Below are 22,861 nucleotides of genomic sequence, written 5' to 3' on the forward strand. Positions count from 1 at the left end.
ATGTTAGTATCGACAAAATGGTTGAAAGAATATGTAAATACACAAGATTTGGCCCCAGCGGAACTAGGGGAAAAAATCACGCGCGCAGGAATCGAAGTTGACGCCGTAATTGACCGTTCGGAAGGACTGGCGAATTTAGTCGTCGGTTATGTGACGGATTGCGTGAAGCATCCGGAAGCCGATAAACTGTCAATCTGCCAAGTGGACGTCGGCGGCGGGGAAATCGACCAGATCATCTGCGGCGCACCGAATATCGCTAAAGGGCAGTCGGTCATCGTGGCGCGTCCGGGCGCGAAGCTTCCGGGCGGCATGAAGATCAAAAAAGCGAAGCTGCGCGGAGAAGTATCGAACGGCATGATCTGCTCGCTCCAGGAACTCGGCATTGAAACGAAACTTGTGCCGAAAAGTTATGCAGAAGGCATTTATGTCTTGCCTGAAAAAGCAGAGCCTGGCACAGATGTGCTGTCTTATCTGGACTTGGACGATACGGTCCTTGAACTTGGCCTCACGCCGAACCGTGCGGATGCGATGAGCATGCTCGGTGTCGCTTATGAAGTCGGCGCCATTTTAGAAGAAGAGGTTAGCTTGCCGGAAATCGAATATGCTGAAGCAGCAGACTCTGCGGAAAGCATGCTGTCGCTCGAAGTGGATGCACCAGAAGCGAACCCTCTTTATGTCGCGAAAGTCGTGCGCAACGTCAAAGTGAAAGAATCCCCGCTTTGGCTGCAACAGCGTTTGATGGCAGCCGGCGTGCGCCCGCATAATAATGTCGTCGATGTGACCAACTACATTTTGATGGAATACGGCCAGCCGCTCCATGCGTTTGACTATGATTCCCTTGGGACAGGCAACATAACCGTTCGCCAGGCAAAAGAAGGCGAAAAAATCACAACCCTTGATGACACGGAACGCACCTTATCTGCGCATCAATTGGTCATCACCAACGGCACAGATCCTGTTGCACTTGCCGGCGTCATGGGCGGGGCGAATTCGGAAGTGAGCGACGAGACGACAACGGTCGTCATCGAATCGGCTTATTTTGCTTCAGATTCGATCCGCCGTACGTCGAAAGACCATAACTTGAGAAGCGACGCGAGCTCACGCTATGAAAAAGGCGTCGACCCGAACCGCGTCATCCCGGCTGCAGAACGCGCTGCCCAATTGCTGGCTGAACTTGCAGAAGGGGAAGTGCTTGCCGGATCGCTCATCTTCGACCAGCTCGATAAAGAAGAGCGCATCGTCAAAGTTTCTCCGGACTTCATCAATAGCCGCCTCGGCATGAAGATCCGCCTTGAGGACATGCTCGACATCCTCAGCCGTTTGAAGTTCAAGACAGAAGCGGTGAACAACCAATTGGTCATTGAAGTGCCGACACGCCGACAGGATATCCAGATCGAAGAGGATGTCGTGGAGGAAATCGCACGTCTTTACGGCTACGACGAGATTCCGGCAACGTTGCCGCGTACCGATGCTACACCTGGCGGATTGAGCCCTTACCAGGCGAAACGCCGCATTGCACGCCATTTCCTTGAAGGTGCTGGCTTACTCCAGGCTACGACATATTCCTTGACCTCGGAAGCGGCTGCAACGCAATTTGCGCTGGAGCCTACGGAAACGACCCGTCTCTTGATGCCGATGAGCGAAGAGCGCAGCATTTTGCGCCAAAGCTTATTGCCTCATTTGCTCGAATCGCTTTCGTACAATACGGCTCGCCGCATCGATTCGGCAGCATTGTATGAAACGGGTTCGGTGTTCTTGAAGGGGCAGGATGAACTGCTCGATGAACAAGAACATTTGGCGATCGTCATGACTGGACTGTGGCTCGACCATAGCTGGCAGGGCGAAAAGAAAGCTGTCGACTTTTTCGTGGCAAAAGGCATTGTAGAAGGGCTTGCTGAAAAGCTGGGCCTTGAATTGTCATTCGAACGCGGCGAAATGGACGGTTTGCATCCAGGCAGAACCGCATTCATCCTGCTCGATGGCAAGCGCATCGGTGTCATTGGCGCCTTGCACCCGTCCGAGCAGAAAAAACGCGATTTGAAAGAAACGATCGTGGTGGAATTGAACTTGGCAACTTTGCTGACGCGCGAAACGGAAGCGCTTGTCTATACACAAGTATCCCGCTACCCGACGATTTCACGCGACGTGGCTTTGGTCTTGTCGAATATCGTGGAAGCGCAGACGATTGAAGGGGTCATCCGCAAAGCGGGCGGCAAGCTTTTGAAAGATGTCCGCGTCTTCGACCTATACGAAGGCGACCGCATGGATGAAGGCAAGAAATCCCTGGCGTTCTCGCTAAGATATTTCGACCCGGAGAAAACACTGACCGATGAAGAAGTGAACGCAGCACATGAGAAAATCATCAAAGCGCTCACAGAATCAGGAGCGGAACTCCGTTAAAACCAAAAAGCTATCTTGGGCTCACGATGAGCCCAAGATAGCTTTTTTTAGTTGCGTTTTTTCTTTGCTGCCAAGGCTTGCGCTTTTTTCGTGTTGGCAAAATGGGCTTTCGTGATACTTTTCAGGAAGGCTTCGCCGCGCGACAACAAGATCTTTGCTGCAGCTTCATCGACGATCGCCCCGGCGCCTTTTGGCAGGGCCACACCGGCAACTGTGCTGAGCCGGTCCATTTCATCTAAGAAAGCGACACGCGCAATGATCGATGCGCAGGCGACCGATACATGGAGATTTTCCGCTTTCGTGGAAAACAGCACATTCTCGCGGATGATGTCGGGTTCTTGTGCGATGTGCCGATAGTAGATGCCGCGCTCTGCGAATTGGTCGATCAGGATCGCTTCGGGTTTTTCTGGTGCCATCTTACGCAATACATGCTTCAGCGCCTGATTGTGGAGCAATGCTTTGATCTTGCCTTGCGACCAGCCCTGTGCCTGTACTTGATTGTATTTCTCGTTGTCCAAGGTTAGCACGCTATAGGTGAACGCCGCTTTCAGGTCGGGCGCGATTTTCCGCATATAATCATCCGTCAATTGCTTGGAATCCTTGACGCCGAGTTCTTTTGCAAGTTCAACTTGCTGTGCGGGCACAAAGCAGGCGGCGACGGTGATTGGGCCGAAAAAATCGCCTGTGCCGGTTTCATCTGAGCCGAGCACAGAGCGGTTGGCAAAATCGGGCGGCAATTGATCGCCTTTCGCTGTTGCGGTTTTCTCTTTGATCTTGTCGGCAGCGCCCCATTTTGCTGTTTCGCGTTCAGCGCCGGCGCCTTGGAACATCACTTTGCCGGATGTGTAGACGGTGATCATCGCATCCGGCAGTTTCGCAGCAAAGCGGGCATGGGGATTCTTGGTGTTTATTTCCTTGTTTTGGTAATGTGCAATCAGCCGTTTCAAGGCTTCTTCTGGCAGTTTCAAGACGCTGTTGGTCATTGGGAGTCCCCTTTCTTATGATTCACAATCCGCTCGAGTTCGTGTTATGATGGTCTATAGAATTCCAAAGGGGGAACGCGCATTGCAAGAGCAGCATAAAATTCGCACTGTCGTTGATATATATGGCCATACATACAAGATGCTCGGTACTGAGACATCCGGCCATATGAGGCTTGTCGCTTCCATGGTCGACAGCAAGATGCGGGAGATCAACGCCGCCAATCCATCGCTTGACCAAGCGAAACTAGCCGTATTGACCGCGGTAAATGCGACACATGAATATCTTAAACTGAAAGAGCAGCTAGAACAAATGGAAATTGAATTGAATAACTTGAAGGGCTGACGGATATGCTTGATTTAATCTTATTGGTATTGCTTCTGGCGGGGATTTTGGTCGGCTTCAAGCGAGGGCTGGTGCTGCAGTTTCTGCACATGGTCGGCTTTGTTGTCGCGCTCATTGTCGCCTATACGTATTATAAACCGCTATCGGAAAACTTTGTATTATGGGTTCCATATCCGACGGTCGACGAAAGCTCGCGCTTTGCGATCGCTGTCGAACAATTGAATTTGGACGAGACATTTTATCAGCTGTTGGCTTTCGCACTCATTTTCTTTGTTGTGAAATTTTTGCTGACGCTGATCGCATCGATGTTCGATTTCATCAAATACATCCCTGTGCTCGGCTTCCTGAGCCGCATTTTCGGTGCGGTCCTCGGGCTCATCGAAGCGCACATCCTGTTGTTCATCGGACTCTACGTATTTGCGTTATTGCCGATCGATGGGATTCAAAACCAGATCGAAAATTCCGGGATCGCCCGCGCCATCCTCGAACATACGCCTTATTTCTCTGAGAAAGTGAAGGAATGGTGGTATATTTATATGTAGTAGGAACTTCTCTCTTACGAGGGAAGTTTTTTTATGAACCGATTAGGGAGGTTTGTTTGGCATGAATAAAAAAATCATTATCCGCACATTGGAAAATATTGCGTTATATATGGAATTAAAAGGGGACAACCCGTTTAAAGTATCAGCTTTCCGCAAAGCCGCCCAAGCACTTGAACTCGACCAGCGCAGCTTGGATGAGATTGAAGATGTCACGAAGCTAAAAGGCATCGGAAAAGGCACAGGCGATGTCATCACGGAATTGCTTACCGACGGCAAATCTTCTGTTCTCGAAGAACTCCAGGAAGAAGTGCCGAAAGGGCTTGTGCCAATGCTGAAACTGCAAGGGCTTGGCGGCAAGAAAATTGCCAAGCTCTACAAAGAACTTGGCGTGGATTCAATGGAATCCTTAAAGCAGGCGTGCATCGATGGGCGTGTCCAAGCGCTTCCGGGGTTCGGCGCAAAATCCGAAGAGAAAATCTTGCTTGAGCTGGAAAACTTCGAAACCGACCCGGGACGCCACCCGATCTGGAAAACGGAAGAAACCGTGGCATTCATCGAAAACTTGTTGACGACGATTTCCGATGTTGCGGAGTTTTCAGTTGCCGGAAGCTTCCGCCGGACGAAAGAGACGAGCAAAGACCTTGACTTTATCGTAGCGACCGATGAACCGGCAAAAGTGAAAGAACAGCTGCTTGCCGGCTTGCCGGTAAAAGAAACCATCGCATCAGGGGACACGAAAGTCTCTGTAGCAGTAGAAGTGGTCGAGCCGATTGATGTCGATTTCCGCCTCGTTGCACCTGAAGAATTTGCGACGGCGCTGCATCATTTTACCGGATCGAAAGACCATAATGTCCGCATGCGCCAATTGGCCAAAGCGAAAAAAGAGAAAATCAGCGAATACGGCGTGGAACAGGAAGACGGTTCCGTGTTGACATTCGAATCAGAAGAGGCATTTTTCGCCCATTTCGATTTGCCGTTCATCCCGCCGACCGTGCGCGAAGATGGCCGTGAAATCGACCGAATTGCCGAATTGCCGTCGCTTGTCTCACTCGACGATATCCGCGGCGACTTGCATATGCACACAACCTGGTCGGACGGTGCACATTCCATCGATGAAATGATCAATGCTTGCCAAGACCGCGGTTACGAATACATGGTCATCACCGATCATTCACAATACCTGAAAGTCGCGAACGGATTAACGCCTGAGCGCTTGATGGAACAAAACGGGAAATTGCGAGAGGCCAATAAACGCCATGATGGCATCGAAGTGGTGTCCGGAACGGAAATGGACATTTTGCCGGATGGCAGTTTGGATTTTGACGACGAAGTGCTCGCGCAATTGGATTTTGTCATCGCGAGCATCCATTCGAGTTTCCAACAGCCGCAAGAACAGATCATGGCACGCATTTTGACGGCGATGAAAAACCCGTATGTGCATATGATCGCGCATCCGACCGGTCGCATCGTCGGAAAACGCGACGGCTATAATCCGGATGTTGAACAAATTTTGGATTGGGCAAAAGAATACGGCAAAATCGTTGAGTTGAACGCGAGCCCGTATCGCCTCGACCTCGCCGTCGAATGGCTGGTCATGGCACAGGAAAAAGGCGTGCCGGTCGCCATCAATACCGATGCCCATGCAATCGAAGGGCTAGAGGTCATGGCCACAGGCGTGCGCCACGCGCAGAAAGCATGGCTGAAAAAAGACAATGTGGTCAATACATGGCCGCTTGAGAAGTTAAGAGATTTCTTGAAACGATAAAGGAGGAGTTTATATGATCGCAGAGCGCGCATTACGAACTCTCGAATTCTATAAAATCCGCGAAGAAGTGGCGGCATTCTGTACCTCATCACTTGGAAAAGGATTAGTGAAAGAATTGTTGCCGTCTACTGACATCGCGGAAGTGAACCGTTTGCTGGAAGAAATGGATGAAGCGGCGCAATTATTGCGCATCAAGAACAATGTGCCGATGGGCGGGATCTCCGATATCCGCCCACACGCCAAACGTGCACAAATCGGCGGAAGTCTGAGCCCGGTAGAGTTGATGGAAGTTTCCTCGACGATCCGCGCAAGCCGCATTTTACGCCATTTCCTAGAAGCCATCGACGCGGAAGAAGATATCGACATTCCGCATTTCATGGAGAAAAAAGAAAGCATGCCGATTTTGACGCAGCTCGAACACGATATCAATGCCTGCATCGACGATAACGGGACCGTGGTCGATAGCGCGAGCTCAGAACTGCGCAGCATTCGCCAATCGCTGCGTGCGCAGGAAAGCCGCGTACGCGAAAAACTCGAGAGTTTGATCCGCGGGCGCAATGCATCGAAAATGCTGTCGGATTCGATTGTCACCATCCGCAATGACCGTTTCGTCATCCCGGTCAAGCAAGAATACAGAAGCCATTACGGCGGCATCGTGCATGACCAATCCTCATCGGGCCAGACGCTGTTCATCGAACCGGATGCAGTCGTGCAGGCCAACAATGAAGTGCGGCGGCTGAAGCTGAAAGAACGAGAAGAAATAGACCGCATCCTGCTGATGTTGTCTATGAAAGTGCAGGAAGTCGCTCATGAATTGTTCACTTTGGTCGGCGTATTGGCGGAAGTCGATTTGATCCTGGCAAAAGCGAAATACGGACAAGCGCATAAATGCTCGAAACCTGAGATGAACACGGAAGGCTATATCAATTTGAAGAAAGCACGCCATCCGCTCATTCCACAAGATGAAGTCGTGCCGAACGATATCGAGTTCGGCCGGGACATCACGGCGATTGTCATTACCGGGCCGAATACAGGCGGGAAGACGGTCACCTTGAAAACGGTCGGCTTGTCGACATTGATGGCGCAGGCGGGGCTTCCCGTGCCGGCGCTTGAAGGATCGGAACTTGCCGTGTTCGATCAGATCTTCGCCGATATCGGCGATGAGCAATCGATCGAGCAAAGTTTGAGTACATTCTCTTCCCATATGGTCAACATCGTCGACATCCTCGAGAAATTCGATGAGAACTCACTTGTCATTTTCGATGAACTTGGTGCCGGCACTGACCCGCAGGAAGGGGCGGCGCTTGCCATTTCCTTGCTCGATGAAGTGCATGGCAGAGGCGCGCGTGTTATCGCGACGACGCATTATCCGGAACTGAAAGCTTATGGCTACAACCGGGAAGGCGTCGCCAATGCCAGCGTCGAATTTGATGTAGAGACGTTGAGCCCGACCTACCGGTTGCTGATCGGCGTGCCGGGGCGCAGCAACGCATTCGAAATCTCCAAGCGCCTCGGCTTGCCGGAGCATATCATTTCCCATGCGAAGAGCTTCACGGGAACCGACCGCAAAGAAGTCGACTCGATGATCGCCTCGCTTGAGAAGAGCCGGCGCGAGGCGGAACGCGATGCAGAAGAAACCCGTTCTGTGCTTGAAGAATCCGAGACGCTGAAAGAAGACTTGGCGAAACGCCTCGCAGAATATGACAGCCGCAAAGAGCAATTGGAAGACAAAGCGAAAGAAAAAGCGCGCAAAATCGTCGACCAGGCGCGAGCGGAAGCGGAAGCGGTCATTAAGGAACTGCGCCAAATGCAGCTTGCACAGCAGACCGGCGTGAAAGAGCACCAGCTGATAGATGCGAAAAAACGGCTGGAGAATGCCATGCCGGAAAACCGCGTCTTGAAAAAAGCGAAGAAAAAAAACGAACCGGTCGCCTTGAAACCGAACGACGAAGTGAAAGTGCTGTCTTACGGGCAAAAAGGGACCTTGGTCGAAAAAGTTTCCGACACTGAATGGGTCGTCCAGGTCGGGATCTTGAAAATGAAGCTGCCTGAATCCGACCTCAGCTACACAAAACCTGAAAAGCAAAAAGAAACACGCACGATGACTAGCTTAAAAGGCCGGGAAGGCTACACGAAAATGGAGTTGGACCTTCGCGGTGAGCGCTATGAGGATGCCTTGTCGCGCGTGGAGAAATATTTGGATGATGCTTTATTGGCGAATTACCACCAAGTATCCATCATCCACGGCAAAGGAACGGGTGCGCTTCGGCAAGGCGTGCAGCAGTATTTGAAGAAACATCCACGCGTCAAAAGCTACCGCTTTGGCGAAGCGGGTGAAGGCGGATCCGGAGTGACGGTCGCTGAATTGAAGTAAGGGCGGAAGGGGAGCTTGTAAATGTTCGAAGAAGGATTTTGGACCCACCCGCTTGTCGAGACGGCTGGCTATTTCAGTGTGGTGGTTTTATGCTTGATCGTAGCGATGGTCATCTTTGAAGTCGTGACGAAATATAAGAACTGGGAAGAAATCAAGAGCGGCAATTTGGCTGTAGCGATGGCGACGGGCGGAAAGATTTTCGGCGTCACGAATATTTTCCGCTTTTCGATTGAGCAGCACACGACGCTGTTTGAGATGATTGGCTGGGGGCTGTTCGGGTTCGTGTTGTTGATCTTTGCCTACATCCTTTTTGAGTTCTTGACGCCGAAGTTCAAAGTGGATGAAGAAATCGCGCGCGATAACCGTTCGGTCGGCTTGATTTCGATGACCATCTCAGTCGGCTTGTCGTATGTGATCGGTGCCAGTATTTCATAGGAGTTGGAGCGAATGGAAAACCTGATCAAAATCTTAATCGTTTTTTGCATCTTGTTTGTGCTTGTAGGAATCATCTTCCTATTCGTATTTTAAAAACGGCCTGTGCGCCGTTTTTTTTTATGGATTCATTTCGAAGGAAAATAATGTTTGAAAGCGTTATCATAATTCTTTATACTTAAAGTAGGAATATTCTCACGATTCCGATAAAAGAGGGGGAGGTAGAAAGTATGTCCGAAAAACCGTGGTTAGCCCATTATCCGCCGGAAGTACCGCACACGCTTACGTATCCGAGCATTCCAGTACAGGAATATTTGACGAAAGCCTATGAAGACTTTCCGCAAAAGAACGCAATCCATTTCCTAGGCAAGGACCTCAGCTATGAAGAGTTGTACGAATCTGCCATGAAGATGGCCAATTACCTTCAGAAGCTTGGCATCCAAAAAGGCGACCGGGTATCCATCATGCTGCCGAACTGTCCACAGGCAGTGATCAGTTTCTACGGGATCCTATATGCCGGGGAGTCGTCGTCATGACAAACCCGCTTTATACAGAGCGGGAAATTTCCTACCAGATGAAAGATTCCGGTGCCAAGGCAATCATTGCGCTTGATATTTTGTTCCCGCGGATCAACAAAGTGATCAAAGAAACGGATCTTGAAAACGTCATCGTCACGGGCATCAAGGATTACCTGACATTCCCGAAAAACCTCGTGTACCCGTTCATCCAGAAAAAGCAATACGGCATGACGGTGAAAGTCGAACACCGGGGGATCAATCACCTCTTTACGGAAATCATGAAAACAGCTTCGCCGCAAATTACTAAGCCGCCATTTGATTTCGAAGAAGATTTGGCGCTTTTGCAATATACCGGCGGAACGACCGGATCGCCAAAAGGCGTCATGCTGACGCACCGCAATTTAATCTCCAATGCAACGATGTGCGACGCATGGCTTTATAAATCGAAGCGTGGCGAAGAAACGATCATGGGCATCATTCCCTTGTTCCACGTGTACGGATTGACAACGGTCTTGATTTTATCTGTCATGCAGGGCAATACAATGGTGCTCTTACCGAAATTCGACCCAGAGCAGGCCTTAAAGACCATCAACAAGCAAAAGCCGACTTTGTTCCCTGGCGCACCGACTCTTTACATCGGCTTGTTGAACCATCCGGACATCAAGAAATACGATTTGTCGTCCATTGAAGCATGCTTGAGCGGATCAGCGCCGCTTCCGACAGAAGTGCAGGAGAAATTCGAACGCATCACGGGAGGCAAGCTTGTCGAAGGCTATGGCCTGACCGAAACATCACCGGTCACCCACTCGAATCTCGTATGGGGCGAACGGACAAAAGGTTCGATCGGCATGCCGTATCCGGATACGGATTGTGAAATTTTCCTTCCGGGAACGACTGATCCTGTACCAAACGGCCAGATCGGTGAAATCGCCATTAAAGGGCCGCAGGTGATGAAAGGCTATTGGAACCGTCCGGACGCTACGGCGGCTACGATTGTTGACGGCTGGCTATTAACTGGAGATCTTGGCTATATGGACGACGAAGGGCAATTCTTTATCGTCGACCGCAAAAAAGACATGATCATTGCAGGAGGCTTCAATATCTATCCAAGGGAAATCGAAGAAGTGCTGTATGAACACGAAGCGATCCAGGAATGCGTCGTTGCCGGAATTCCGGACCCATACCGCGGCGAAACAGTAAAGGCATACATCGTGCTAAAAGAAGGGTATACTGTTACTGAAGAACAATTGGATAAACATTGCCGCGAACATCTCGCTGCGTTTAAAGTGCCGCGTATCTACGAGTTCCGTAAAGAACTTCCGAAGACGGCGGTCGGTAAAATATTGCGCAGATCGCTGGTGGATGAAGAAATCGCCAAACGCAATGAAGCAGTTCCTTCTTAACTAAGGCAAAAGCTTGACACAATTTAAACAAAACGATAATATGAAAATATGAATGAATCGCCATTCATATTTTCATATTTTTGGTGGTGACAGGATGGTAAAGAAGGATAAACCGAAATACAAGCAAATTATCGATGCTGCGGTCATCGTCATCGCAGAAAATGGTTACCACCAAGCGCAAGTTTCGAAAATTGCCAAGCAAGCCGGTGTAGCGGACGGTACGATTTATTTGTATTTCAAGAATAAAGAAGACATTCTCATTTCCGTCTTCCAGGAGAAGATGGGCGTGTTCGTCAGCGAATTAGAGAAAATCATCGCGAAAGACGCAAGCGCTGCCGACCAGCTCGGCATGATGATTAACAGCCATTTCAGCTTGCTCGCAAACGATCTGCATCTGGCGATCGTGACGCAGCTTGAACTCCGGCAATCCAATCATGACATCCGCATGAAGATCAATAATGTCTTGCGGGGGTATTTGAAATTGATGGACCGGATTTTGATCAGCGGCATCGAGTCAGGGGAATTTGATCAAAATATGGATATTCGTTTAGCCCGCCAGATGGTTTTTGGTACAATGGATGAGACCATTACTACCTGGGTGATGAACGATCACAAGTATGATTTGGTCGAACTCGCACCAAAAGTGCAGCGCTTATTGCTGAAAGGCATGCAAGCGTAAAGGGAGGGGATGAGCAGGTGGAATTTATCAGCTGGAAAAAAGAAGATGGGGTAGCGATCGCGACGATCAACCGGCCGCCGGCAAATGCATTGTCTCGCGCGCTAATCTTGGAAGTCGATGCACTTCTGGATGAAGTGGAAAACGACTCGGATGTTCGTGCAATCGTCTTGCACGGGGAAGGCCGTTTCTTCTCGGCAGGCGCCGACATCAAGGAGTTCACGGAAGTGACTTCAGGCGAAGAATTCTCGAAACTGTCAGCGAGCGGCCAAGCCGTATTCGAACGTGTGGAAACATTCCACAAGCCGGTCATTGCCGCTATACACGGCGCCGCACTCGGCGGAGGTTTGGAGCTTGCAATGAGCTGCCATATGCGTTTTGTCACAGAAAATGCTAAACTGGGATTGCCGGAACTGCAATTGGGCTTGATTCCTGGATTTGCAGGAACACAGCGCTTGCCGCGATATGTCGGAGTGGCCAAAGCCGCTGAGATGCTCTTGACGAGCGATCCGATTACTGGCAAAGAAGCAGTGCAGCTCGGTCTTGCCAACCGTTCTTACGGCGAAGAAGACCTTCTTTCGCAAACGCTTTCAATTGCGAAGAAAATTGCGAAAAAGAGCCCGGTATCCGTCAAGGCAGCTATCGACATGCTTCAGTATTCGAAGCGCGGGGCTTTTGAAGAAGGGGTCAAAGCAGAAGCGGATTCGTTCGGTACGGTTTTCGTATCGGAAGACGCGAAGGAAGGCATTAGCGCTTTCCTGGAAAAACGCGAAGCACAATTTAAAGGGAAATAATACTTGGGAGGTTTACGTTCATGAACATTTATGTATTGGTAAAACGTACGTTTGACACAGAAGAAAAGCTGGTTGTCTCCGGTGGCCAGATTCAAGAAGACGGTGCTGAATTCATCATTAACCCATATGACGAGTATGCGATCGAAGAGGCCATCACGGTCCGCGACGCTCACGGCGGCGAAGTGACAGTAGTCACAATCGGCGACGAAGAAGCTGAAAACAATTGCGAACAGCACTTGCCATGGGCGCTGACAAAGCGGTCTTGATTAATACAGAAGATGATGTCGAGGAAATGGACCAGTTTACGGCAGCTTACATACTGGCAGAGTACTTGAAAGACAAAGAAGCGGACTTGATTCTTGCAGGTAACGTAGCGATCGACGGCGGGTCCGGACAAGTCGGCCCGCGTGTAGCTGACTTGCTTGATATCAACTACGTGACGACGATCACAAGCCTTGAAATCGAAGGCGAAACAGTGAAAATCGTCCGTGATATCGAAGGGGATGCAGAAGAGCTTGAAACTTCATTGCCTTTATTGGTGACAGCCCAACAAGGCTTGAACGAGCCGCGCTATCCATCTCTACCAGGAATCATGAAAGCGAAGAAAAAGCCGCTTGAAGAGCTTGAGCTCGATGATCTGGATATTGAAGAAGATGATGTAGAAGCGAAGACGGAAACAATCGAAGTTTACTTGCCACCGAAAAAACAAGCCGGCCGTATTTTGGAAGGCGAAATTCCAAGCCAAGTTTCTGAACTGGTCAGCTTGCTTCGCTCTGAAGCGAAAGTTATATAAACGTACGCCAATCATTCATTTTCACATCTACTTAGGGGGTTAACGGACTATGTCGAAAAAAGTATTAGTATTGGGCGAAACGCGTGAAGGCGCTTTGCGCAACGTATCATTTGAAGCAATTGCCGCAGCCAAGAAAATTTCAGGCGGCGGAGAAGTTGTTGCTGTCTTGCTTGGGGAAGCAGTGAGCGAGTTTGGAAACGAATTGGTAGCTTACGGCGCTGACCGCGTCATCACAGTTGAGCACCCGCACTTGAAATCCTATACATCCGATGGTTACGGCCAGGCGTTCATGGCAGTTGTTGACCAGGAACAGCCTGAAGCAATCGTCTTTGGCCATACTGCGGTCGGCAAAGACTTGTCGCCAAAAATCGCATCGAAATTGCAAACCGGCTTGATTTCCGATGTAACCGATATCGAAGGGGAAGGTGCTGACGCTGTCTTCATCCGCCCGATCTATTCCGGTAAAGCATTCGAAAAAGTGAAACTGAAAGAAAATGGCGTTGTCTTCATTACCGTGCGCCCTAACAACATCACGCCGCTTGAGCGCGAAGAGCGTTCTGGCGATGTATCGAGCTTGTCGGTCGATATTACGAACTTGCGCACGATCATCAAAAACGTCGTCCGCAAATCCGCAGAAGGCGTCGACCTTTCTGAAGCGAAAGTCATCATCGCCGGCGGACGCGGCGTCAAGAGCAAGGAAGGTTTTGAACCATTGCAGGAACTGGCTGACCTTCTCGGCGGCGCAGTCGGAGCATCACGCGGCGCATGTGACGCAGATTACTGCGATTATTCCTTGCAAATCGGACAGACAGGGAAAGTCGTTACACCTGATCTGTACATCGCAGCGGGAATTTCCGGCGCGATCCAGCACATGGCAGGAATGTCCAACTCCAAAGTCATCGTTGCGATCAACAAAGACCCGGAAGCGAATATCTTCAAAGTGGCAGACTACGGAATCGTTGGAGACCTATTCGACGTCATCCCATTGCTCACGGAAGAATTCAAGAAAGTCATGTAATCCAAGCAGCCCGCATTTATGCGGGTTGTTTTTTTGTCTGTAACTGGAGATGGAGCGAAAGGGGCCGACTCCTGCGGAAAAAGTGGGTTTGAGAGACCCCGGAATGAGCGTAGCGAATGAGGAGGCTCGATGCCCACTCCAATCACGGGCAGTGTAAAGCGCGACGTCCTGTCGCATACACTGCATGACTCGCATCCTGCGAGCCTAAAGCGTGCCCCTGTAGCGGAATCTCTCAGTCTTTAAATACATTGACTACATCAAATCCATTAACTACATCAAATCCAGGCAGTTTAACGCCAACAACAGCCGGGTATGGAAGGACTAGGCATATAAATAGCTAGCGTAAATCACGTCTGCTATAATCGAAATATAGTTTGGTTATCACTTAAGGAGGAATTATACATGGCAATCGTTAAAGGAACAGATCAGAATTTCAAACAGGAAGTTTCAGAAGGTCTCGTATTGGTAGACTTTTGGGCAGCATGGTGCGGACCTTGTAAAATGATCGCTCCAGTTCTTGAAGAACTCGATGCAGATATGGACGATAAAGTGAAAATCGTGAAATTGGATGTTGATGAAAACCAACAGACAGCTAGCGAATACGGCATCATGTCCATCCCGACACTTCTTTTGATGAAAAACGGCGAAACAGTCGATAAAGTCGTCGGCTTCCGTCCAAAAGAAGCTTTGGCTGAATTGGTTGAAAAACACGCATAATTCCAAAACCGGGTCCCATTCGTGGAACCCGGTTTTTTAAATAGGGTGAGGAAATGAAAAATGAGATGATTCAACATAAATTGGCAGTATTGCCGGACCAGCCGGGCTGCTATTTGATGAAGGACCGCCAAGGGACCATCATCTATGTCGGCAAGGCAAAAGTGCTGAAAAACCGTGTGCGCTCCTATTTTACCGGCAGCCACGATACGAAAACACAGCGCCTCGTCAATGAAATCGAGGACTTTGAATACATCGTCACGTCTTCCGACAAAGAAGCGCTGATCCTTGAACTGAACCTGATCAAAAAGCATGACCCGAAATACAATATCCGCCTGAAAGACAATAAGACCTATCCGTATTTGAAAATTACAGGTGAACGCCACCCGAAATTGGTCATCACCAGACAGGTGAAAAAAGATAAAGGGAAATACTTCGGCCCTTATCCGAATGCCTATGCAGCAAGCGAAACGAAAAAACTGCTGGATCGTTTATACCCGCTCCGCAAATGCCATACGATGCCGGACCGCGTGTGCCTGTACTACCATCTCGGCCAATGCCTCGCGCCTTGTGTTAAGCCGGTGGAAAAGGATACGTACCGTGAAATGATCGACGGCATCAGCCGGTTCCTAAACGGTGGCTTCCGCGAAGTGAAGCAGGACCTGACCGAGAAGATGAGCGAAGCGGCGGAGAATCTGGAGTTCGAACGGGCGAAAGAATACCGCGACCAGATCAGCCATATCGAATCGGTCATGGAAAAACAGAAAATGGCCATGAACGATTTCACCAACCGCGACGTCTTTGCTTACGCTGTTGATAAAGGCTGGATGTGCGTGCAAGTTTTTTTCGTGCGCCAAGGAAAGCTGATCGAGCGCGAAGTCTCGATGTTCCCGTTATACCGGGATCCTGAAGAAGAATTTTTGACATTCCTCGGCCAGTTCTATGAAAAGCCGGATCATATCAAACCGAATGAAATCCTGCTGCAGGAAGCGGAAGATGAAGAATTCCTGAAAGAATGGCTCGGCGCGAAAGTGCTTGTCCCGCAGCGCGGCAAGAAGAAAGATTTGGTGCTGCTTGCGCGCAAGAATGCGGAAATCGCCATCAAGGAGAAATTCCAATTGCTAGAGCGCCAGGAAGAACGGACAGTCGGTGCGTGCAATGAACTCGGCGAAGCGATGAACATCCACACGCCGCTGCGTATCGAAGCGTTCGATAACTCCCATATCCAAGGTGCGGACGCGGTGTCGGCGATGGTCGTCTTTATTGACGGCAAACCATCGAAGAAAGATTACCGGAAGTACAAACCCGCTCCGCTCAGAAGCCCGATGATTATGCGGCGATGCGTGAAGTAGTCCGCAGACGCTACAGCCGCGTGTTGAAGGACGGCTTGCCGCTGCCCGACTTGATCATCATCGATGGGGCAAAGGCCAAATCGAATCGGCGCGTGAAATCATCGAAGACGAACTCGGACTCGATATCCCGATTGCAGGGCTTGCAAAAGATGCCAAGCACCAAACGTCTCAGCTTTTGTACGGCAACCCCGTCGAAATGGTGGAACTCAAGCGGACTAGTGAAGCGTTTTATTTATTGCAGCGCATCCAAGACGAAGTCCACCGCTTTGTCATCACGTTCCACCGCCAATTGCGCGGCAAGAATTCGATTCAGTCTGCGCTCGACGGTTTGCAAGGTGTCGGCCCGAAACGCAAGCAGCAATTGCTGAAGCATTTCGGTTCCGTGCGAAAAATCAAGGAAGCGAACGCCGGAGAGATCCAGCAGGCCGGCATTCCCGAGAAACTGGCCATGGAAATTGAACGGCATTTCAAAGAACAGCCGTTGCAACAGGAATAACTTCGTGGTATTGTAATAACACAATTGAATCACTTGTAAAAAGTGATGATAGAGGAGCGGACGTCAATAGTAAGCATTCCGAGATTTGCAGAATCTGTGAAGGATGCCAAAAGGGACGCTCGCCGAAGTTTACGGCGCACTGCTTGCGCGTATGCTGGTCCTGCATTTAAGAGATGCAGGGCTGTCAGAGTTTGACTCTGGAGGGCTATCTCACATGGACGTTTGAAATCGTACATGAGAAGAGAGGTAGCTTGCCGGGCAATCGGCGAGTTGCCTCTTTTTTATTGAGGGCCACTTATCTTAAGTGGGAGTGGAGAAAATGACAACAATTGTAATGAAATTTGGGGGGACGTCAGTGGCGTCTCCGGAGAAAATCGTCGGCGTGGCAAGACGTGCCATCCGGGAAAAACAACAAGGCAAGCGTGTCGTCATCGTTGTCTCGGCAATGGGCAAAACGACAGACACGCTGCTTGGCCTTGCGGGAGAGATTTCCGCTGAGCCGCCAAAGCGTGAAATGGACATGCTGCTGGCGACAGGTGAACAAGTGACCATTTCCCTTTTGGCGATGGCGTTCAAAAAACTCGGCCACGATGCATTGAGTTTCACAGGCTGGCAGGCGGGCATCGAAACGGAATCCGTTCCGCGCAATGCGCGCATCGAAACAATCCATACCCAGCGTTTGGAGGAGGCACTTGACCTCGGCTTGTTCTGCGTGGTCGCAGGATTCCAGGGCGTCGACAAGAGCGGCAACATCACGACGCTTGGCCGCGGCGGATCCGATACGACCGCTGTAGCGCTGGCGGCGGCGCTTGGTGCTGAAAAATGCGAGATCTACACAGATGTTGACGGAGTTTACACGTCCGACCCGCGTTATGTCACAGGCGCACGCAAACTTGAACAGATTTCATACGACGAAATGCTCGAACTGGCCAATCTCGGAGCGGGAGTCCTTCATCCGCGCGCCGTGGAATTCGCCAAGAATAACCAAGTGCCCCTCTCTGTAAGGGCCAGCTACTCGGATGAACCGGGAACTATCATACAAGAGGTGATCACTGTGGAAAAAAATCTAATCGTGCGCGGTGTGGCATTCGAAAAAGACATCGCCCGCATCACTGTCAGCTATACGAAGCCATTTAACGGGTCGCTTGCCAACATCTTCACGACTCTGGCGGATCATTTGATCGATGTCGACATCATCGTTCAAAGCATCAGTGAGGAATTTCCTCCGTCGGTCTCCTTCTCGATCAAAGAAGATAGCCTGGCAGAAGCGCAGCGCGTATTGTCGGAAGCGCAGGAGCAGATCGGCTATAACGCCATCGATATCGAAACCGGATTGGCGAAAGTGTCGATCGTCGGATCCGGCATGGTATCGAATCCGGGTGTCGCGGCAAAAATGTTCGATATTCTCCGCGCTCAAGACGTACCGGTGAAAATGGTCAGCACTTCCGAAATCAAAGTATCTGTCGTCGTGCCGGCGAGTGAAATGGAACGTTCAGCGAATGCGCTCCACGATGCATACGGACTGACGCCAGCGTCTGTCAGATAAGCAAAAAGCCCGGCCAAGCTGGGCTTTTTTATGTTCCCTAAAGTTTGTGCAAAAATTCACAATTTGTTCAAATTTGAAATGATGCCGTTACGGTCCTATATGGGCTTATATAACAGTGAAACGGATGCCTGTATCCCGCCTGTTTCGAAATAAAAATATAGCTTTTCATGAATTCCTTCCTATTTAATATCCGCAAAAATCGTCACAGACCCTAGACTGGATGCGTCCAAAAAGGCTTCCTTGCCTTGACGCTCCTAGAGGGGGGGAGTACAATAAATATGTCATATTCTTGTACATGATGCTTATAGCAATGCAGAGATATTTTCCTGATATAGGAAAACTTTGCGCTGCCAACTAATGTTTTGAGGGGGGTAAAATTTTTGGATAACAATCGTGAATTTTTAATGCGCAGGCTGCACTCTTTACTCGGGGTCATTCCAATCGGATTGTTCTTGACGCAGCATTTGATCGTCAACCATTTCGCTACGCAAGGCGTGGAAGCGTTTAACCAAGCTGCCCACTTCATGGCAAATCTTCCATTCGTCATCTTCCTGGAGATTTTCGTCATCTACTTGCCGCTCATGTATCATGCTTTTTACGGATTATACATAGCGTTCACAGCGAAAAACAACCCGGGGCATTACAGCTACATGCGCAACATCTTATTTGTTGCACAGCGTTACACCGGGATTTTCCTTGTGGTCTTTATCGCATGGCACGTGTTTGAGACAAGATTCCAAGTTGCGATTGGTGCAGCAGAGGCAGATTTCAACATGATGGAAAACATCCTGTCGAATCCGTTCATGTTCGCCTTCTACGTATTGGGTGTCCTGTCCGCGACGTTCCACTTGGCGAACGGATTGTGGTCTTTCTTTGTGACGTGGGGAATCACGGTTTCAGAGAAAGCACAGCGCTACTCAACTTACTTCACACTTCTAGTCTTTATTGTATTATCGATCATTGGTATCAGAGCATTGTTTGCATTCGTTTAAGGATGTCCCAAACATTGGTGAATTAAAAGAGGAGTGAACACTACAATGGCGAAAGGCAAAATTTCTATCGTCGGTGGGGGCCTAGCTGGCCTAATGGCAGCGATCAAAGTTGCCGAAGCAGGAGCACCTGCCGATCTATTTTCCATCGTTCCAGTTAAACGGTCTCACTCTGTGTGCGCACAGGGCGGCATTAACGGAGCGGTGAATACAAAAGGTGAAGGGGATTCCCCGGCAATTCACCTGGATGACACCGTTTACGGCGGTGACTTCCTAGCTAACCAAAAGCCGGTTAAAGCGATGGCCGATGCAGCACCTGGCATCATCCGCCTGCTTGACCGCATGGGCGTCATGTTCAACCGTACGCCTGAAGGACTTCTTGACTTCCGTCGTTTCGGCGGCACGATGCACCACAGAACGGCATTTGCCGGCGCGACAACTGGCCAGCAATTGCTATATGCACTAGATGAACAAGTCCGCCGCTATGAAGTCGCAGGCTTGATCACAAAATATGAAGGCTGGGAATTCCTTGGCCTCGTCATCGATGACGAAGGCGTTTCAAGAGGGATCACTGCACAGAACTTGACGACAATGGAGATCAAATCGTTCCGTTCGGATGCTGTTATCATGGCAACCGGCGGACCAGGGATCATCTTCGGAAAATCCACGAACTCTGTTATCAACACAGGCTCTGCTGCATCGATCGTGTACCAGCAAGGCGCTTATTATGCGAACGGCGAATTCATCCAAATCCACCCGACAGCGATTCCTGGCGACGACAAGCTCCGCTTGATGTCAGAATCTGCACGCGGTGAAGGCGGACGGATCTGGACGTATAAAGACGGCAAACCTTGGTACTTCCTGGAAGAAAAATACCCGGCTTACGGAAACTTGGTTCCTCGTGATATCGCGACACGCGAAATCTTCGATGTGTGCGTTAACCAAAAACTCGGCATCAACGGCGAGAACATGGTGTACTTGGACCTTTCCCATAAAGATTCGAAAGAACTCGACATCAAACTGGGCGGCATCATCGAAATCTATGAGAAATTCACAGGCGACGATCCGCGTAAAGTTCCGATGAAGATCTTCCCGGCAGTCCACTATTCAATGGGCGGTCTATGGGTCGATGATCATCAGATGACGAATATCCCTGGCGTATTGGCAGCCGGCGAATGCGATTATTCCCAGCACGGTGCGAACCGTCTCGGCGCAAACTCGCTTCTGTCAGCCATCTATGGCGGCATGGTCGCTGGACCGAATGCTCTTGAGTATGTCAAAGGCTTGGACGTCCTAGCTGAAGACCTGCCAAACGATATTTACGCGAAGCACGAAGCTGAAGAGCAGCGTAAATGGGATGAAATCCTGGCGCTTGACGGAACTGAAAATGCTTACGTCCTGCACAAGGAACTAGGCGAATGGATGACGGACAACGTGACAGTCGTACGCTATAATGACCGCCTCGAAGAAACAGACCGTAAAATCCAGGAGCTTCTTGAACGCTTTAACCACATCAGCATGACGGATACACAACTTTGGAGCAACCAAGGGGCAATGTTTACCCGCCAGCTGAAAAATATGCTACATTTAGCACGTGTCATCACTATCGGGGCGCTCAAACGCAACGAAAGCCGCGGCGCTCATTACAAACCGGAATTCCCGGAACGTAATGATGAGGAATTCCTGAAGACGACTATGGCGAAATTCAACGGTTACGATGCGCCGATCTTCCATTATGAAGAAGTCGACACTGGCTTGATCCCGCCACGCAAACGCGATTATTCCGCGAAAGCATAGCAATAAGAAGGGAGCTAATTTACCATGGGTGAAGCAGCAAAAACGGTTATTTTCGAAATCGAACGACAGAACTCTACTGACGAAAGTTCGTACTGGGAAAAGTTCGAATTACCATATCGCGCCAACATGAACGTCATTTCCGCGTTGATGGAAATCCGACGCAACCCGGTCAACATGGACGGGAAGAAAACAACTCCAGTGAACTGGGACATGAACTGCCTTGAGGAAGTTTGTGGCGCATGTTCTATGGTCATCAACGGCAAAGCACGTCAGTCGTGTACAGCTCTTGTCGATCAGCTGGAGCAGCCGATCCGCCTTCAGCCGATGAGAACATTCCCGGTCGTCCGCGACTTGATCGTAGACCGCAGCCGCATGTTCGACTCACTGAAGAAAGTCAAAGCGTGGGTGCCGATCGACGGTACGCATGATCTTGGCGAAGGTCCACGTATGCCAGAGCGCAAACGCCAATGGGCTTATGAATTGTCTAAATGCATGACGTGCGGCGTCTGCCTCGAGGCTTGCCCGAACGTCAACGACAAATCCGACTTTATCGGTGCGGCTCCGCTTTCTCAAGTCCGCTTGATGAACGCGCATCCAACAGGTGCCATGAACCGTGACGAGCGTTTGAACGCTATCATGGGCGAAGGCGGCCTTGCGGCTTGCGGTAACTCCCAAAACTGTGTGGAATCTTGCCCGAAAGGCATTCCTTTGACAACGTCCATCGCAGCTTTGAACCGCGACACGAACATCCAGATGTTCCGCAACTTCTTCGGAAGCGATCATATGGTCGACTAAGAGTTACACTCCGCCTTTATGGCGGAGTTTTTTTGTTTCAACTGAAAATCCTTAAGCTTGGCTGAAACAGATGTCCTTTGCGCCAGTTTTGCTATACTTACAAAATGAGTAACGTATACAGGGGAACTGGAATGAGAGCGTCTTACATAAACGATTTCAATGAATGGCAGAAAGGCTTTTCTTTTACGCGCCGGTTCATGTGCGCTTTTCCGAGACGGATATGTTTGCCACGTCAACAACACGGTGCCAATCGCTTATTTTGAATATGCACGGATCGAGTTCATGAAAGAAATGGGCTTGATGCAAGGGTGGCTTTCACAAGGCAGTGACTTGATCCCGGTGGTGGCGGATATGCAGGTCGATTTCGTCCGCCAGGTATTCTTCGATGAACAATTGAGGATTTACGTAAAAGTCGAGTCGATCGGAAGCTCTTCCGCAGACATTCATTATTGGGCGGTAAACGATAAGCAGGAAACTTGTTTTACCGGCAGGGGTGCTATCGTCCAGATTTCCAAAACAAGCGGCAAAGGCCATCCGTGGAGCGACGAGGAGAAGACGATGCTGCAAAGTGGAAATATGGCTTCTTCCGGCAAATGAAGCCGTCCGTGTCATGCAAGAACGAAAGCGTCACGATGGAACAAATACCAGTAGCTAGGGAGTGAACCAAGTCCATGACTGAAGACAACAAACCGCCGCCACGACTTGGGCGTGTGGCATTTATGGAAAAGGAATTGCGTTATATCGGGAATCATCAAACAAAAGGCCGTGAAATCCTCAATTCGTATACCATCACGCCGCCCCAGTTCGTAGCGCTTCAATGGCTGTTCGAACATGGCGACATGACCATCGGCGACTTGTCGAACAAAATGTTTTGGCGTTCAGCACGACGACCGACCTGGTCGACCGGATGGAGAAGAACGATTTGGTCGTTCGCATCCGCGAAGAACAGGACCGCCGTGTGGTGCGCATCAAGCTATTGAAAGAAGGCGAGCGGATCATTGAGGAAGTCATCAAGAAGCGCCAGGATTATTTAGAAGCGGTACTGGAAGACTTCAGTGAAGAGGAAGTCGAGCAATTTTCAAGCTTGTTGGAGAAAATGCACATCAACATGAAATAGGAGCAGGGCTATGA

Annotated in this window: 15 protein-coding genes, 5 pseudogenes and 1 riboswitch; of the genes and pseudogenes, 19 read left to right on the forward strand and 1 reads right to left on the reverse strand. The window is 50.0% G+C overall.

Going from position 1 to position 22,861, the window contains the following annotated elements:
* Positions 1–2,400 carry a phenylalanine--tRNA ligase subunit beta gene (gene pheT, locus CW734_RS08180; RefSeq protein WP_101190119.1) on the forward strand — a complete coding sequence of 800 codons (2,400 nt, stop codon included), beginning with the start codon at positions 1–3 and terminating at the stop codon, positions 2,398–2,400.
* A 47-nt stretch (positions 2,401–2,447) separates the two neighbouring features.
* On the opposite strand, the gene rnhC is transcribed toward pheT, so the two are convergent.
* The gene (rnhC, locus tag CW734_RS08185) at positions 2,448–3,383 is read right to left on the reverse strand and encodes a ribonuclease HIII (RefSeq protein ID WP_101190120.1); all 936 of its coding nucleotides are present in this window, start codon (positions 3,381–3,383) and stop codon (positions 2,448–2,450) included.
* Positions 3,384–3,465: 82 nt separating this feature from the next.
* Here rnhC and zapA point away from each other — a divergent pair, with 82 nt between their 5' ends.
* The 18 genes and pseudogenes from zapA to CW734_RS08275 all read left to right on the forward strand — a co-directional run bounded on the left by zapA (position 3,466) and on the right by CW734_RS08275 (position 22,847).
* The gene (zapA, locus tag CW734_RS08190; protein ID WP_058381052.1) at positions 3,466–3,726 is read left to right on the forward strand and encodes a cell division protein ZapA; all 261 of its coding nucleotides are present in this window, start codon (positions 3,466–3,468) and stop codon (positions 3,724–3,726) included.
* Positions 3,727–3,731: 5 nt separating this feature from the next.
* Positions 3,732–4,268, forward strand: a complete 537-nt coding sequence (locus tag CW734_RS08195) for a CvpA family protein (protein ID WP_101190121.1) — start codon at positions 3,732–3,734, stop codon at positions 4,266–4,268.
* A gap of 61 nt (positions 4,269–4,329) precedes the next feature.
* A complete protein-coding gene (polX, locus tag CW734_RS08200; RefSeq protein WP_101190122.1) occupies positions 4,330–6,033 on the forward strand; it encodes a DNA polymerase/3'-5' exonuclease PolX in 1,704 nt (567 codons plus the stop codon).
* A 13-nt stretch (positions 6,034–6,046) separates the two neighbouring features.
* Entirely contained in the window at positions 6,047–8,407 is a 2,361-nt protein-coding gene (locus CW734_RS08205; protein WP_101190123.1) for an endonuclease MutS2, read from the forward strand.
* 21 nt (positions 8,408–8,428) lie between these two features.
* Complete coding sequence (locus CW734_RS08210; RefSeq protein WP_058381048.1) at positions 8,429–8,842, forward strand: DUF350 domain-containing protein; 414 nt, start codon at positions 8,429–8,431, stop codon at positions 8,840–8,842.
* Positions 8,843–9,069: 227 nt separating this feature from the next.
* Positions 9,070–10,760, forward strand: a pseudogene (locus CW734_RS08215) (AMP-binding protein).
* 94 nt (positions 10,761–10,854) lie between these two features.
* The gene (locus CW734_RS08220) at positions 10,855–11,439 is read left to right on the forward strand and encodes a fatty acid metabolism transcriptional regulator FadR (protein WP_101190124.1); all 585 of its coding nucleotides are present in this window, start codon (positions 10,855–10,857) and stop codon (positions 11,437–11,439) included.
* A 17-nt stretch (positions 11,440–11,456) separates the two neighbouring features.
* Positions 11,457–12,230, forward strand: coding sequence for an enoyl-CoA hydratase (locus CW734_RS08225; RefSeq protein ID WP_101190125.1), 774 nt, complete (start codon positions 11,457–11,459; stop codon positions 12,228–12,230).
* 20 nt (positions 12,231–12,250) lie between these two features.
* Positions 12,251–13,023 (forward strand): annotated as a pseudogene (locus CW734_RS08230) (electron transfer flavoprotein subunit beta/FixA family protein).
* A gap of 49 nt (positions 13,024–13,072) precedes the next feature.
* Entirely contained in the window at positions 13,073–14,041 is a 969-nt protein-coding gene (locus CW734_RS08235; protein WP_101190126.1) for an electron transfer flavoprotein subunit alpha/FixB family protein, read from the forward strand.
* 402 nt (positions 14,042–14,443) lie between these two features.
* Entirely contained in the window at positions 14,444–14,758 is a 315-nt protein-coding gene (trxA, locus tag CW734_RS08240; RefSeq protein WP_058381042.1) for a thioredoxin, read from the forward strand.
* Between the two features lie 53 nt (positions 14,759–14,811).
* Positions 14,812–16,603, forward strand: a pseudogene (gene uvrC, locus CW734_RS08245) (excinuclease ABC subunit UvrC).
* 41 nt (positions 16,604–16,644) lie between these two features.
* Positions 16,645–16,819, forward strand: a riboswitch (Lysine riboswitch).
* A gap of 103 nt (positions 16,820–16,922) precedes the next feature.
* Entirely contained in the window at positions 16,923–18,149 is a 1,227-nt protein-coding gene (locus tag CW734_RS08250; protein WP_101190127.1) for an aspartate kinase, read from the forward strand.
* A 380-nt stretch (positions 18,150–18,529) separates the two neighbouring features.
* On the forward strand, positions 18,530–19,141 hold the full coding sequence (locus CW734_RS08255; protein ID WP_058381039.1) for a succinate dehydrogenase cytochrome b558 subunit: 612 nt from the start codon (positions 18,530–18,532) through the stop codon (positions 19,139–19,141).
* Between the two features lie 45 nt (positions 19,142–19,186).
* On the forward strand, positions 19,187–20,935 hold the full coding sequence (gene sdhA, locus CW734_RS08260) for a succinate dehydrogenase flavoprotein subunit (protein ID WP_101190128.1): 1,749 nt from the start codon (positions 19,187–19,189) through the stop codon (positions 20,933–20,935).
* A gap of 24 nt (positions 20,936–20,959) precedes the next feature.
* The gene (gene sdhB / locus CW734_RS08265; RefSeq protein ID WP_101190129.1) at positions 20,960–21,730 is read left to right on the forward strand and encodes a succinate dehydrogenase iron-sulfur subunit; all 771 of its coding nucleotides are present in this window, start codon (positions 20,960–20,962) and stop codon (positions 21,728–21,730) included.
* A gap of 131 nt (positions 21,731–21,861) precedes the next feature.
* Positions 21,862–22,327 (forward strand): annotated as a pseudogene (locus CW734_RS08270) (acyl-CoA thioesterase).
* 74 nt (positions 22,328–22,401) lie between these two features.
* Positions 22,402–22,847, forward strand: a pseudogene (locus tag CW734_RS08275) (MarR family winged helix-turn-helix transcriptional regulator).
* Positions 22,848–22,861 lie beyond the last annotated feature (14 nt).

The organism is Planococcus sp. MB-3u-03, from assembly GCF_002833405.1.
GTDB lineage: Bacteria > Bacillota > Bacilli > Bacillales_A > Planococcaceae > Planococcus.

What these genes read in the sequence shown, in the direction of transcription:
- pheT (WP_101190119.1), top strand. Translation starts at nt 1, where the DNA reads ATGTTAGTATCGACAAAATGGTTGAAAGAATATGTAAATACACAAGAT.
- rnhC (WP_101190120.1), bottom strand. Translation starts at nt 3,383, where the DNA reads ATGACCAACAGCGTCTTGAAACTGCCAGAAGAAGCCTTGAAACGGCTG.
- CW734_RS08195 (WP_101190121.1), top strand. Translation starts at nt 3,732, where the DNA reads ATGCTTGATTTAATCTTATTGGTATTGCTTCTGGCGGGGATTTTGGTC.
- polX (WP_101190122.1), top strand. Translation starts at nt 4,330, where the DNA reads ATGAATAAAAAAATCATTATCCGCACATTGGAAAATATTGCGTTATAT.
- CW734_RS08205 (WP_101190123.1), top strand. Translation starts at nt 6,047, where the DNA reads ATGATCGCAGAGCGCGCATTACGAACTCTCGAATTCTATAAAATCCGC.
- CW734_RS08210 (WP_058381048.1), top strand. Translation starts at nt 8,429, where the DNA reads ATGTTCGAAGAAGGATTTTGGACCCACCCGCTTGTCGAGACGGCTGGC.
- CW734_RS08220 (WP_101190124.1), top strand. Translation starts at nt 10,855, where the DNA reads ATGGTAAAGAAGGATAAACCGAAATACAAGCAAATTATCGATGCTGCG.
- CW734_RS08235 (WP_101190126.1), top strand. Translation starts at nt 13,073, where the DNA reads ATGTCGAAAAAAGTATTAGTATTGGGCGAAACGCGTGAAGGCGCTTTG.
- trxA (WP_058381042.1), top strand. Translation starts at nt 14,444, where the DNA reads ATGGCAATCGTTAAAGGAACAGATCAGAATTTCAAACAGGAAGTTTCA.
- CW734_RS08250 (WP_101190127.1), top strand. Translation starts at nt 16,923, where the DNA reads ATGACAACAATTGTAATGAAATTTGGGGGGACGTCAGTGGCGTCTCCG.
- sdhA (WP_101190128.1), top strand. Translation starts at nt 19,187, where the DNA reads ATGGCGAAAGGCAAAATTTCTATCGTCGGTGGGGGCCTAGCTGGCCTA.
- sdhB (WP_101190129.1), top strand. Translation starts at nt 20,960, where the DNA reads ATGGGTGAAGCAGCAAAAACGGTTATTTTCGAAATCGAACGACAGAAC.